A 13,855-nucleotide genomic window follows, 5' to 3' on the forward strand; every position below is an offset into this window, starting at 1 on the left:
CGTCCTACTGCGAGCGGCGCAGGTTCTGCTCGTGCGTGCGCAGCTGCTCGTACTCAGCCTGCTGCCGCACGATCTGCCGGGCCAGGATCGGGTGGGCGGTGAGGACCTCGTCGTTGCGCACCCAGTTCACGCTCGCGGTCAGGTCCCGCCCGTACGCCTCCGGGTTCTGGTAGAAGCCACGTTCCCGCTCGTCCTTGTCCTGCTCGACGACCAGGTCGTGATGCTGCGCCCACGGGTCGTGCCGGACCCCGGTGAGCTGCCACGAGACGGTGAGTTCGGCAGTGCCGCCGCTGATCGTGAACGCGTTGTCCTCGACCGGCCGCGACACGTACACCGGGGCGTGGCTGCCGACGCAGGTCAGCTGGTAGCGGAAGTCGGTGGCCAGCGCCTGCAGCCAGTCCGGCAGCCGGACCGTGGCGGTGCCGTCCGCGTCGCAGCTGACCGTGCCGCTGTAGACGACGGCCCGCTCGGACGACTCGACGCTGGCGTGTTCGAGCACCCGGTTGTCCGGGTCGAGCGGATGGTCGATGACGAACTGCTTCGCCGCGGCGAACAGGGTTCCGCTGACCGACACGTTGCCGGTGAACTGCGCGGCGGTCGGTGAGCCGATGGCGGCCAGCCCGACCCGGTTGGCCTTGTTCGCCACCGCCGTGACCGCTGTGCCGTCCTGCGCGGTCGCGCAGATCGCGGTGCCGCTGGCCGCGGTGACGTTCACCGAGCCGACCAGCTGCGGGTTCGGCGTCGCGGTGTTCACCGACACCACCCCGTCGAAGCTGGCGCCGCCCGGCACGGACAGCTTTCCACTGGTTCCGTCGATGCCCATCCGGAACTGCCACGCACGGGTGTCGGCCGGCGTGGTCGTGAACACCGCGAACCGCGCGTTGCCGCCGGCGTCGTCCATCTCCACGGTCACGGCCGGGCGGCTCGGATCGGGGAACACCCAGTTGCGATTCCCGGCGTCGTGCACCGCGTTGTACGACAGGCTGCTCCAGCCCGCATCCCCGGTGAGGGAGAGCCGGTTCTGCCGGATCCCGACGGTCGAGGCGACGGTCAGCGAGTTGCCCAGCTCGAGGTTGGTGGCGGTCTCCAGCCGCACGCCACCGCCTTGCGGGCGCAGCGTGAGCCAGTCGGCGCCGGACCAGAGCCGGGCGGCGCCGCCCAGCGCGTACCAGACCCAGCGCTGCCCATTGCCTGGCACGTCGACGAACCCGCCGCCGGTGGAGCGGTCGGCGAACGAGAACCCGCCACCCGTCCCGCCGCTGTGGATCTCGCCGCCCTCGACGTGCAGGGTGCGCCGGGCCGGGCCACCGCGCAACCCGATGCCCACGTCACCGCCGGACGCCATCAGCGTCAGATGGCTGCCGGTCGGGTCGGCGCCGAGCACCCGGGTGGCCGCTCCCCCGGCGGGCAGCATGTCGATGCTCAGCCCGCCGTCGCCGGTCAGGCCCACCTGCGCGGCGGGCCGCTGGTCGGCGGCGAACGGGGTGCCCGCCGCGCCGCCCGGCAGCCGCAGCTCGAACCGGCCCGCGGTGACCGCCACCAGCCGGCGCGTTCCGGGGGTGAGCGCCTGCACCAGCCCGGCAGCGTCGAGGGCCACCCGGGCGAGAACCAACTGCAAACCGTCATCGAGGTACGTGGCCGGGTCGACCAACCGCAGCCAGGGCGCCTGGCGCAGCACGATCAGCCCGTCCTGCACCTCCTCGACCTCACGCCAGGTGACGGTGAACAGCAGGTCGCCGCTGACGCCGGCGGTGTCGAAGATGAGCCCGGACGCGGTCACCGGCACGGTCGGGATGTTCTGCACGCCGCCCGGGCCGACCTGCGGGTCGACGACCGCGACACCGTCGTCGCCGAGCACCACGATGCGGCCTTCGGCGTCGATCGCCGTACCGAGACCCAGGGTGATCCCGGAGGAACCGGCCACCGCGGAGACCCGCAGGCCCGCGGCGACGCCCGTGCCGAGCAGCGCCTGGTCCCGGGCCTCGTCGGCGGCCAGCAGGTAGCCCTCGAAGTCGGTGCGTGACTCGGCCCGCGACGTGTTCCCACTGCGTGGCGTGGGGTTGGGGCCGCTGACGTTCCAGTACTGCGTACGGATCAGGCCGGTGAGGCTCATCCGATCTCCTCAAGTCTCGTCAGAACAGGACCTTGCGGCCGCTGTTGGCCGCGTTCTCGAGCTCGGCGCGCAGCTCGTCGATCAGCGCCTCGACCTTCGCCCGCAGGGTGACCGGGTCGTCCATGAACGGGCGCAGCTGTTCCAGCCGGGCCCGGACCTTCTCGTTCCAGACCGGATGGCCCTGCAGCTCGCGGACCAGCTCCGGCGAGGGCGGGCGGCCCGCCTCGCGCAGCACCTCGCCGGTCACCTGGTGGACCGGCAGGTTCTCGGCGCCCTTAATGCCGGGGCGGGTGGGCAGCGCGAAGCCGTTGCGGGCCGCGTTGTGGTCCCAGCCGCCGTGCGCGCGCAGCACCTCGAGGACCGGGTGGTTCTCCAGCCACATCGGGATCAGGTGGTGCGGATTCCACAGCTCGGAGCGGCCCCGCGCCCATGGTGGAGGCTCCATCCTGCCCTTGAGCGCGGCCCGGCTGACGCCCGGTTGCGTCTCGCTGACCCGGGTGGGCGGCCGCTTCTCGAACTCGGACATCCCCTCGCCCTCGCCGAGCTGCGGCTTGGCGTCCGGATCCAGCGCAGACTTCGGCTGCTCCGGGCCCTCGGGCGTCTCGGCGGGCGGCTCGCCGCGCCGCTCCACGGCGTCCTTGAAGGCCTCGACGTCGCCGGCCTTCCCGAGTTCGGTGAGGATCTTCCCGGCCTCTTCGGGCGGCAGCTTGCGCAGGGCCTCCTCGATCTTCAGCCGTTCCGCTTCGGGCAGCGCCGCGATCATTTCGAGCGCCTTCTGCCGCAGCTTGCCGGACTTGACTCCGGGCGGAAGCTCCGCCGCCGGCCGGGCGGGCTCCTTGCCCGCCGGCTTCTTCTTCGGTGCCGCCATCTTCTTCGGCGCGGGCTTCTTCTTCGGCGCGGGCTTCTTCGCGGCGGGCGCTTTCGTGGCGGCCGGCTGTTCGGTCACCGAGCTTTCCACCGCCGGGGCCTCGGTTGCCGCAGGCGCCTCGGTGACCGCCGGGGCCTCGGTTGTCGCCGGCTTCTCGGTCGCCGGCTTCTCAGTGGCCGGCTTCTCGGTCGCCGGCTGCACCGGCTTTTCTGACGCCGGGGCGGTCTCCGCCTGCTTCGCCCGCTGCGCGGCCGCCTGCTTCGCCAGCGCATCCTGCTCAGCGGCGATCTTCGCAGCGGTGACGGCATCCTGACGACCCTTGAGGTACGCCTTGATGCCGTCCTCAGTCAACGTCGGCTCGAACTTGTCCGCCGCCGCCCCCAGGTCCTCATGTGTCTTCGCGGCCTCCACCTCTTCAACGAACTTGTCGATCTTCGACGTGTACTCGTTGCGGAGCCCGTCCAGCTCGGCCGGGACGTCCTTGGCGAGAGCGTCGACCAGCCGCTGCCGGTACTCCTCGATCGCCGCCCGCCCCTCCGGCGACTTGGCCAGCTCACGGAAGTCGACCCGCTGCTCCTTGGGCGCCTTGGACTGGTCGAGGAAGTCACCCTTGCCCGACTCGAGCCGCTTCACGAACTCGTCCGTGCTGAGGGCGGACAGCTCCTTGGACAGCGCGACCGCGTCGGCCTTGGCGGCGTCGCAAGCGGCCACCAGCTCCCCACGGTAGGACTTCATCTCGGAGACGATCGTGGGCTTCAGGTCGTACACCGAGCCCTTGATCCTGATCTTCTCGCGCAGGACCGCCATCGACCGGGAGATCTTCTGCACGGTCTTGGGGAACGCGGCTTTCGCGGTGACGTGCAGGACAACCGCGATGATGATCAGGCCGACCGAGACGATGACGTTGGCCCGTGCCGCGGCGGCGGCCTGCACGTGCCGTTTGAACTCCGCCGGGTCCTTGGCCTGCGACGCTGCCTTGATGCGCAGCTCGGACTCGACCGCGGACAGGGTGATCGTGGTGCCGAGCAGCACGGCCGCGGCCGCCGCGATCGTCACCAGCTCGCCGATGCCAGTCAGCCACGAGGCGACGTAGAGGACGCCGGCCAGCGCCAGCAGCCAGCCGGAGATCTTCGCGCCCGCGCCGGTGCCCGCAGCCCAGCGCGCCCACGCGTTGGCGTCGCCGTTGGCGGCCTCGGCGAGGTCCTGGCCGATCGCCCGGAACTGGTCCGGGGTGTTGAGCATCAGCGCCGACTTGCCGAAGTCCTTCAGCGTCTCGCCCGGATGGTCCTTCATGTACTTGAGCTGCGCGTCGGTCAGCTCCGAGGTCATCTTGCGGGCCAGCTCGTACCGATCATCCTCGGACATCGTGGCGACGGCACGATCGTCGATCGTCTTGAGCCGCTCATCGAGCGCGCCCTGCAGGGTGTCGCCCTGCTTCTGTTTCTGCTCCTGCTGCTGCTTCTCGAGGGCCTTGACCAGTTCCGCCTTGCGGGCGATGAACATGTCGACGGCCTTCTCGAACAGGTTGATGTCGGTCGTGCCGCGGATCGCGAGCAGTTTGAAGGCGGCGAGGTCCTCCGGGGACAGGGTGGCCAGCTTGCCGGCGATCCGCAGGAACTGCGGGTAGTCCTTGGGCGGCAGCGGCGTGGACCCGCCGGTGAGCAGCTCCTTGATCGCCGGGGGCAGTTTCTCCAGCTGCTCGGCCTCGCCGATGACCTCGGCGAGCTGGTTCTCCCAGGTGCGCACGTTGCCGGACTCGGTCTTGCGGATCTTGTCGGTCTTCTTGGCGCCGGTCAGCTCGGCGTAGCGGCGGTCGGCCTCGTTGTTGATCTCGGCGCGGGCGGCGCCCGACATCGCGCCGAGCTTCTCCTTCGCCTTCTTGCGTTTGTCCGCGGTGTTGTCGGGCCGGTCAGACGCCTCGACGCGGAGCCGCTGGACCTGGAACCTGACCCGGCGCCCGCGACGTTTGGCCACGTCGCAGTTGCCGCCGCCGCAGGTCCACTCGGAGTGGGTCTCCCGGCCGAACGCCACCCGCTCGTAGAGCCGGAAGACCTCCTCCATGGACTGCACGCTCGCCGGGACGTCCACGCTGTAGTCCAGCGTCTCGATATCGCTGGCCCCACCGCGGCGCGGTTTGCGCTGCAGGGCCGGGGCGGCGCCGCGCTGCTGCAGCACGTGGACGAGCTCGTGGGCGAGCAGGTGGGAGCCCGCCGCCGTGCCCGGGCGGAAGCGGCCCTGCCGGAAGAAGATGTCGGTGCCGGAGGTGAACGCCTCGGCGCCGGCCCGCTGGTTGAGCCGGTGCGCCTGCTCGCCGTCGTGCACCCGGACCGCTCCGAGCGACAGGCCGAACGCCGGCTCGAACACCGCCCGGACCTCGGCGGGTAGCGGCCGCCCGCCGCCGCGGGCCGCGTTCACGTCGCCGCTGAGATCCGGGCCGTCGTCCGGCGCCGCGGCCCGGTCCAGCTCCGCGGCGGCGGGTCCGCCCTGTTCCGGGGTGGCGCTGCCGGTCAGTTCCGCCGCGACCTCGGTGGCTTCCCGCTCGTGCGCGTCGTCGTCGGCGGGGGCGCGCTGGATCATCGAGGTGAAGATCTGGTTGCCGACCAGGCTCGGCAGATCTGGGGTCCGGGGCCGCCGGGAGGCCGGCTCGCGCGAGACACCGGCGGGCCCGTCCGGCCGGTGGGTGCGTACCGGGGTCGCGCTCATGTCCGCACCTCCGCCGGCCGGTGAGCTTGCAGGGATCGCAGCGTGCGGTCGAGCAGTCCGAGCGCCAGCTGTTCGGCGGCGCGGTCGAGGCCGAGCCGGTTGGCGTGCAGGTGCACGATGCTGGGCGCCAGGTCGGGCCAGGCCGGCAGTTGCTCGACGAGCGGGTTCATCCGCTGCCGCCGGTGGGCGAGCACGGCGCCGACGTGCTCCCATCCCGGGCCGAGCCCGGTCCAGTATCCGGTGCCGCACGCGTCGACGAGGGTGCGCAGGCGTGCCTTGTCGTCGCGGAATCGTCGTCCGCCGGCCGGGCCCGCCCACTGGGGCCGGTCCTTCCCGGCCGGCAGGGCGGCGATGCTGACCAGGGCCAGTTCGATGCGGTCCAGGCCGGCACGGCGAAGGACGGCTAGCAGTTCGCGTACGGCGGTCGAGTCCACGCAGGCCAGTTGCTCGCAGAGCGCGGTGCTGTCGGGTCCGCCGTAGCGTTCCAGCTCACGCTCGTACGTCTCGATGCTCATCCTGGTCCGCAGCCCCGCGCGGATGGCCTGCGCCGCCCAGCCGGTCACCTCGGGAAGCACCCGCCCGAGCAGCGTGGCCGGTGCGCCGTGGAAGCGCAGCCGCAAATGACGGGCCGGATCGGAGTAGCGGACCAGCATCCAGCCGTCCGCGTCGCCGCGGGCGACGATGCGGTCGGCCAGTTCGCCGAGCGGCCCGGCGATCAGCTCGTCTTCGGTGCGTGTCGGGCCGTCGAGGGTCACGTACAGCCAGTCGGAGCCGGGCGGGCGGCGGCGTTCGGCGTCCGTCCACGCTCGGGCCGGTGCCGCTCTGCGGGTCCGGGCCGGTGTCGCCCGGACCAGCGGCACGACCATCTCGACCAGGTGGCGCCCGCCCGGCCCGGGCAACCAGGCGTGTTCGGGGCCGGGCAACGCCTCGTGCACAGTCACATCACCGCCGTCGCGGACGGCCGCGGCGAGCTGGCGGCGGTGGCTGTCCTCGTCCAAGTCCAGCAGCAGCCGATTGTCGGCGCTGGCCAGATAGACCAGCCGCGGGACGCGCCACCGGTCCCGCCACGTGTCGACATCGGCGTCGGCGAGCCGCCACTGGGCGGGACTGAGCACGATCCGGTCGCGGCGCAGACGCGGCCGGAACGGCATGTCCGTCATCGGCCCCCAGTCGAAGGCGCTCAGGTCGACCTGGCCGTCGGCGGTGAGTTCCAGCAGGGTGCGGCACAGCGCCGGCGCCGCGGCCGGGTTGAGCATGTGCCCGCAGGTGAGCACCAGCGGACGGCCGGCGGTGTCCCACCACACCCGGAACCGGCCGTCGGCCAGACCGACCGAGAGTTCGTCGACGGGCACGACCCGGTCCGGTGCGAGGGTGGGCGCCACGCCCACCGGCAGTTCGTAGCCGCGGACCAGCGGGCGGACCGCGACGTTCGCCGAGCGGGCCCGCAGCGGCCGGTACACCAGCTCGGCGACCACGGCGCCGGGTTCCGCCGGCTCGGCTGCGGCGGCCTCGGTGAGCAGGTCGTACGCCGGCGCCCCCAGCAGGTCGGCGAACCGGCCCAGCCCGCGCCCGGCCGACTGCCCGCCCAGATTGGGGCCGATGATCAGTCGGTAGTCGCCGCGGTCGAGGGCGGCCCGGTCGTGCGCGGCCACGAAGACGCTCAGCTCGAGCGACGGCGGCAGGTCACCGTGATCCGGTGGGGCGATACCGTCGGTGAGCCGGCCGATCAGGTCGTCGTCGAGCAGCACCTCGCGGCGGCCGTCCCGGATCGCGGCGGCGACCAGGTCCCGTACCACCCGCGGATCGCGCTGCTGCGCACCCGCGGCGCCCTCGAAATCGGACGGGTGGCCGAGCCCGAACCGAGGGTCGAGCAGCTCCAGCAGCGGCACCCGGCGCTGGTCGCCGTAGCGGCGGTGGAAGGCCTGCCGGTAGCCGGCCAGCGGATCCCAGGACCGGCCGGGTTGCAGGCGGAACAGCAGGTCCACCGCTGCGGCGGCGTCGTCCGCGATCAGGCGGGTCACCCCGGTCGCGGCCAGCGGCAGCGCGGAATCGACCTGCACGTCGGCGCGGGCGGCGTCGACCGCAGTCTCGGCCAGCAGCGCGCGGGCGGTGGCCAGCAGCGCGCGGGCGGGGGCCAGCGCGGCCGTCCGGTCAGGGGCGTCGTCAACGGCACGGCAGGCGGCGCCGACTGCGGTCAGCGTCGCCGACCACTGCGCCGCGGCCGCCGACGGCATCTGGTCCAGGCGTTTCAGCACGTGGCCGAGGGGGTCGCCGAGCAGCGCCGGAGGCAGTTCGGGCAGCAGGAACTGCTGGTCGCGCAGCTGCTGCAGCAGCCGGTCGACCTTCTCGGCGGTGGCGCCCGGCGTGGCGGCGAGCAGCTGCCGGTGCAGGTCGGCGGCGTCGATGCCGGGACGGGCCAGTGCCAGGGCGCGCCGGACCGGGCCGGTCGCGCGCAGCGAGACGTCCGGCCCGCCGTGCCGGCCGCCGGTCGCCGGGTCCGCGAGATAGAGCCGGCCGTCGTGGGCGAGGACGCAGGTGTTGGCGTACCAGCGGCCGCCGTCCTCGCGGCTGAGCTGCTCGGTGACAGCGGTCAGCCAGGCCATGTCGGGCCGCGTCCGGGTCGGCCTGCAGCCCGGCGCGATGACCAGATCGGTCCGCTCGGCCCAGCGGGCCACCGCCACGGCGGCGAACCCGCCGAACGGGGTCGGCCGGGTCGCCGCGCGGATCAGGTAGCGCTGCAAAGCGGCACGCGCGCCGGCTTTGCCGGACTGCAGCGCGGCGTGCAGGTCCGGCGAGGCCACCGCCACGGCGAACCGCACGGTCTCGTCAGCCCACCAATCCTCGGCGGGGTCGGCGAAGGCCGCGGCGGGCAGCAACGGGGCCCGGACCACCGGTCCGGACAACACGCGGTACGCAGGCCGGGATCTCATGACAGCAGCAGCATCCGATCCCAGCAGGACTCCGGTGAGGGGCCGAGCAGGGCCAGGGCCACGCCCGGTACGCCGTCCAGCAGTCCCGGATGGTCGACCAGAACGCCTCCGGGTTCGGCGATGCGCATCCCGAGCAGGGTGTCCGGGTCGTATTCGGCGGCCAGACCGCACGCCAGTGTCTCGGCGCTCGCCGCGATCGCCGGGTCGTGCAGGTCTGCTGCGAAGCGGCTCAGCACCTGCAACAGCCCGGCGCGCCCGTGGCACAGGCCGGCGGTGGACAGCCACCACCGGTCCGGCCGCCGGGCCGCCACCGCGCGGATCGTGCGGGCCGCGACGTCCGTCCACTCGGCGCGGCCGAGCGCGACACCGGCCAGCCAGATGCTGCGCGCCACACCGATCGCCCCGTAACACCAGGCGGCCCGGCCGGGCTCCCCCACGCGTTCCGGCGGACCGGGGTCGTCCAGGGCGACGGCGTCCGGCCAGTCAGGCGCGTCCGCGGTGCCCACCTGATGCTCGGTGAGCCAGGTGACGGTCACCTCGATCGCGTCGCGGGCGCCGGGCACCTCGACACCCTCGGCCACCGCGAGCGCCAGCAGCGCCAGCGGGCCCGGCACGCCGTGCGCCAGCCCGCAGTTGTGGTGCCCGCGCGGGAAGTAGTCACGCAACGTGCCGGCGGTCAGGTCGGCCGGGGTGTGCCAGCGGCGTGGATGGCCGCGGTCGGCGAGCAGCCCGGACAGCGCCGCCAGGATGTCGGTGAGCGCGGCCGCCGGGGGCCGGGCCAGCAGGTAGGCGCCGGTGCCGGTCAACCCGGAGATCAGGTCGTGGTCGCTCGCCGCGCAGCCGTGCGCCGCCTGCAGGCGCCGGGCCGCGGCGGTGGCCGCCGGCCCGACGGTCGCGTCCACCGCGGACAGCAGACGTTCGTAGCGGGGCCGGCCGGCGGCCAGCAGGGTGGCCGCGAAGCCGATCCCGGCGAGGCCGGAGAAGAGCGAGACATCGTACGGCGAAGCCGCGGCAACCGCCGTCGCCAGTTGCCGGTGACCCGCCCGGTCCCAGCCGTCACCGGGCCGGTGGCGGTCCAGCGCGGCGCACAGCACGGCCAGCCCGGCGTTGCCCGTCGACAGGCTCGCCGGCCGCCACGGGAGCAGGTCGGCGTAGCGGGACTGCCGGGCCAGGGCCGCGACCGCGCCGGTGAGCCGGGCCGGGTCGGTGATCCGGTCCGCGAGCAGTTCGGCTACCTTCTCGGCGGTCACGGTCGCCGGCAGCCGGGTTGTTCGGTCGGGCAGTGGGTCTGCGCCTGCGTCTGGCACGGCCGGCAGGTCTCCGGGCAGGTCCGGCGGCACGTCTCCTCGCAGGTGTTGCGGCAGGTGGCCGGGCACGTCCCGCGGCACGTGTCCGGGCAGGTGGCACGGCAGGTGCTCGGGCAGGTGGGCGCGTGGCTGTCGCACGTCTCCCCGGGCTGCTCGTTGGTGGTCGGCAGATACAGCTCGAGGGCTGCGTGCGGGCTCAGCTCACCCCAGACGAGGTCGAGATCGAACTCGTCGTTGCCGGTGCGTCTATCGACGCTCATCGCCGAGCCGATCTTCCAGGGCGGTGACCGCCGCCCGCAGCTCGTTGACCGCGCCCACCAGCACCCCGGCCAGGCCGGCGTAGTCGACGGCCAGCAGATCGCTGTCACCCATCGGCACCACCAGCTCGGGGAAGACCTGCTGCACCTGCTGAGCGACGACCCCGGCACGTCGGCCGCTGATCGTGGCGGCTTCGCCGTCGGCCGGGACGAACGTCACCGCCTGCACCTCGGCCAGCCGGTCCAGGACACCGGTCAGGCCGGTGACACCGGTTTTGAGGCGTACGTCCGACGGGTTGCAGAACGTGATCGCGCAGACCGTGCCGGCCACGTCCACCTCGAACCGCGGGTTCGGGTTCTTGACGCCGAGCCGGTTACCGGCCAGAACGTTGTGCGACACCTCCAGGTCGGCCGGGCTGGCGCCGCCGACGTGCACGGTCTGCCCGGTGTTCCAGTTGAGCCACAGCCCGTCCGGCCCGTCGGCGCCCGACTGCTTGCCCACGATGTGCCGGGTGACCAGAAACGCGTCACCGCCGGCCCCGATCGTCGTGGTGCTGCGCACGGCGAGGGTCTGCAGCGTGGCCGTCCCGGTGACCGTCAGGGCGCCGGCGGCCTGCACGGCGCCGGTCAGCGTCGCGCTGCCGCTCACGGTCAGCGCCGCCAGGGTGCTGGTCGCCGCCCGCAGGTCGCCGGTGACCTGCAGGTCGTCGTCGATCGTCAGGTCGCCGGCAACGGCCAGGTCACCGCCGGTGCTCAGGTTGCCGGTCACGCTGAGGTCGCCGGTCACCTCGGCGCCGCCGCCCACCGACAGCGCGGAGGCCAGCGCGACCGCGCGGGCGACGCGCAGGCCGCCGTCCAGTTCGAGATCGGCGGCGGCGCCGGTCACCGCGAGCGCCCGGCGGGCCGGGCCGGCCGCGGCGAGCAGGTGCAGTTCGACGCCGCCGTCGGCGCGGGGCGCGAGCAGGGCCGACCGGGTCTGCCCGGCGGACAGCGTGGCGCCTTGGCCGGCGTCGATGCGGGACACGACCAGCGCTCCCGTGACCGGCCGGGCGAGCCGGCGCAGGCCCGGTTCCAGGCCGTCGACGGCGCCACCGGCGTTGAGGTCGACCGTGGCCAGCGCGAGCTGGACGCCGTCGTCGGTGAACGGCCCGGGATCGGTGAGCCGCAGCCACGGCGCCTGGCGCAGCAGCAACAGACCGGCGTCGGCCACCTCGACCTCACGCCAGCTGACGGTGAGCAGATAGCGGCCCGCGGCGACGGTCGCGGTGTCGATGACGACCCCGTTCGGCCCGACCGGCACGGTCGGGATGTTCTGCACCCCGGTCGGCGGGACCTGCGGGTCGGTGATGGCGAGACCGCCGTCGCCGAGCACGATCACCCGGCCGTCGGCGTCCAGGGCGGTGCCCAGCGCCACGGTGATCCCCGCTGCGCCCGCTGTCGCGGTGACCGTCAGGCCGCCGCTGACGCCCCAGTCGTACAGCGCGGTGCTGCGGGCGGCGTCCGCGGGCAGGACGTAGCCCTCGATGTCGGTGCGTGACTCGGCCCGCGAGGTCAGACCGGTCCGCGGCGTCGGGTTCGGCCCGCTCATGTTCCAGTACTGGGTGCGGACCAGTCCGGGGTTGCTCATCGTCGGCTCCTGCTCATCCCACGGCGAGGATCCGCGGATCCGCACCGTCGTCCGCACCGGCCGGCGCCGGCGAGACGGGTGCCGCCACGTCGGCGGCGCCGAGCTCCTCGAGCACCTGGATCGCACCGCTGATGCGCAGCAGGGTCTCGCGCAGCACGACTTCCTGGCGGGTCAGGTCGCGCAGCCGGGCCTCGCCGGTGGCGTACTCGCGGCGCAGTTCGGCCAGCCGGGCCTGCAGTCGGTCGTCGGTCATCGTGAGTCCTCCGTCGGTTGCTGGTCAGGGGTGGCGGCGTAGATGCCCCGGTCCTCGGTGACGCCGTACGCCTGCGGGTGCAGATATCTCTCGGTGGCGTGCTCCGGCTTGTCCGCCTCGGCAACGATCCGGTTCGCGTCCGCCCACGGGTCCTGCCGCACACCGGTCACCAGCCAGCAGACGGTCACCCCGGGCGGATCGGAGCGGATCGCGAACCGGTTGCCGGACACCTCCTCGGCGATCGACACCGAGGCCGTGCCGCCGACCGTGGTGAGCTGGTAGGTCACATCCCGGTTCAGCGCCTCGAAGTAGTCCGGCAGCTCCACGTGGGCGAGCCCGTCCGCGCCGGTCGTGACCCGCCCGGTGTACAGGTTCGTCATCTCCGGCGACTCGACGAACGAGTGGGACAGCACCTTGTGCTCGGGGTCCAGCGGATGGTCGATGGTGAACCCGCCGCCGCCCTTGGACAGGGTGCCGGTGACCTGCACGTTGCCGACGAACTGACCGGCCAGCCGTCCGGTGGCGCGGATCCCGATGTCACCGCTGGCGTCGACGCCGATGCCGCGCAGGAACGGGAACGGGAACGACCCGCCGGAGGTCAGCCGGCCGGTGCGCCCGGCGGCCCGTACGGCGACGAAGCCGTCCACGTGCAGCCGGGCCTCCGGGTCGCCGAGCCCCAGCCCCATGCCGACGTTGCCGGACTCGGTGTCCATGGCGAGACCCCAGCCGCTGCCGTCGGCGCCGAAGAACCCCACCTTGTTGTCGATGCCCATGCCCACGAACGCACGGTCACGGTCCTGGTGGAACCAGATGCCGGCGGAGAACACGTCGTGTGAGCGGACCCGCATCCGGCGCAGCACGTCGAAACCGGCGCCGTCCGGGCTGCCGGGGATGGTCTGCGGCATCCGGACCCGCAGCACGTCGTCGCCGGCCCGCAGGCGCGCGAACCCGTCGGCGGAGTACCACTCCCACCGCGGCAGGTCGGCGACGCTCTGGTCGTCGAACGACAGCCCACCCGCCGGGCCGGTGGTGTGCAGGTGCCGGACCTGGGTGTCGCCGCCGGCGGTGACCCGCAGCGCGGGCACCGGCGCGGCGCCGCCCAGCATGCTGAGCACCACGTCGCCGGCCGGCTCGGCAGCCAGTGCCGCCACCGCTGTCTGACTGGCGCTGCTCGGTGCGCCGGTCGGGGCCCGCAGCTCCAGCCGGCCGGCCGGCAGCCCGGCCAGCCGCCGCAGCCCGGGCTTGAGGTCGAGCACCGCGCCGGCGGCGTCGAGCGTCACCTCGGCCAGCACGACCTGGTCACCGCGATCGGTGAACCCGGCCGCCAGCAGCAGCCGCAGCCAGGGCGCGTGCCGCAGCACCAGGACGCCGCCGGTGGCGGCCTCGACCTCGCGGAAGACGAGGGTGAGCAGCACGGTACGCCCGGCGCCGGCCGGGCCGGTGCCGACGGTGACCCCGGTCTCGCCGACCACCACGGTGGGCACGTCCTGCACGGTGTCCGGAGCCACCTCGGGGTCGGTGACCGCGGCGCTGCCCGCGGCCAGCACGATCGTGCGGCCGGCCGTGTCCAGGGCGGTGCCCGGCGCCACGGTGACGCCGGGCGCGCCGGCCACCGCGGTCACCTCCAGCCCGCGGGCCACACCCCAGTGATGCAGCGCCGCGCCGCGGGCCCGGTCCAGCGGGAGCAGATGGCTCTCCATGTCGACGTGGCTCTCGACATGGTTGGTGGCCCCGGTGCGGACCGTGTCGGTCGCCAGGTTCCAGTACTGCGTACGGATGATCGGCTCGGCCACTCCC

The 13,855-nt window shown here is 73.6% G+C and carries 8 protein-coding genes; all 8 read right to left on the bottom strand.

The window, feature by feature from the left end; translation table 11 throughout:
- Positions 1-4: 4 nt before the first annotated feature.
- From OHA21_RS17585 to OHA21_RS17620, 8 genes are read right to left on the bottom strand one after another with little or no spacing between them, the layout of a single operon-like run.
- Positions 5-2,113, bottom strand: a complete 2,109-nt coding sequence (locus tag OHA21_RS17585) for a hypothetical protein (protein ID WP_328475123.1) — start codon at positions 2,111-2,113, stop codon at positions 5-7.
- A 19-nt stretch (positions 2,114-2,132) separates the two neighbouring features.
- Positions 2,133-5,684 carry an eCIS core domain-containing protein gene (locus OHA21_RS17590; RefSeq protein ID WP_328475124.1) on the bottom strand — a complete coding sequence of 1,184 codons (3,552 nt, stop codon included), beginning with the start codon at positions 5,682-5,684 and terminating at the stop codon, positions 2,133-2,135.
- Positions 5,681-8,614 carry a lantibiotic dehydratase gene (locus OHA21_RS17595; RefSeq protein ID WP_328475125.1) on the bottom strand — a complete coding sequence of 978 codons (2,934 nt, stop codon included), beginning with the start codon at positions 8,612-8,614 and terminating at the stop codon, positions 5,681-5,683. Before OHA21_RS17595 ends, OHA21_RS17590 begins: the two co-directional genes overlap by 4 nt.
- Entirely contained in the window at positions 8,611-9,864 is a 1,254-nt protein-coding gene (locus tag OHA21_RS17600; protein ID WP_328475126.1) for a lanthionine synthetase C family protein, read from the bottom strand. The genes OHA21_RS17595 and OHA21_RS17600 overlap by 4 nt, the downstream gene beginning before the upstream one ends.
- Positions 9,861-10,181 carry a hypothetical protein gene (locus OHA21_RS17605; protein WP_328475127.1) on the bottom strand — a complete coding sequence of 107 codons (321 nt, stop codon included), beginning with the start codon at positions 10,179-10,181 and terminating at the stop codon, positions 9,861-9,863. The genes OHA21_RS17600 and OHA21_RS17605 overlap by 4 nt, the downstream gene beginning before the upstream one ends.
- Positions 10,168-11,805 carry a polymer-forming cytoskeletal protein gene (locus tag OHA21_RS17610; RefSeq protein ID WP_328475128.1) on the bottom strand — a complete coding sequence of 546 codons (1,638 nt, stop codon included), beginning with the start codon at positions 11,803-11,805 and terminating at the stop codon, positions 10,168-10,170. Before OHA21_RS17610 ends, OHA21_RS17605 begins: the two co-directional genes overlap by 14 nt.
- Before the next feature lie 13 nt (positions 11,806-11,818).
- Entirely contained in the window at positions 11,819-12,058 is a 240-nt protein-coding gene (locus tag OHA21_RS17615) for a hypothetical protein (RefSeq protein WP_328475129.1), read from the bottom strand.
- Complete coding sequence (locus tag OHA21_RS17620; protein ID WP_328475130.1) at positions 12,055-13,851, bottom strand: hypothetical protein; 1,797 nt, start codon at positions 13,849-13,851, stop codon at positions 12,055-12,057. Before OHA21_RS17620 ends, OHA21_RS17615 begins: the two co-directional genes overlap by 4 nt.
- Between the last annotated feature and the right edge of the window lie 4 nt (positions 13,852-13,855).

The organism is Actinoplanes sp. NBC_00393 (assembly GCF_036053395.1).
Lineage (GTDB): Bacteria > Actinomycetota > Actinomycetes > Mycobacteriales > Micromonosporaceae > Actinoplanes.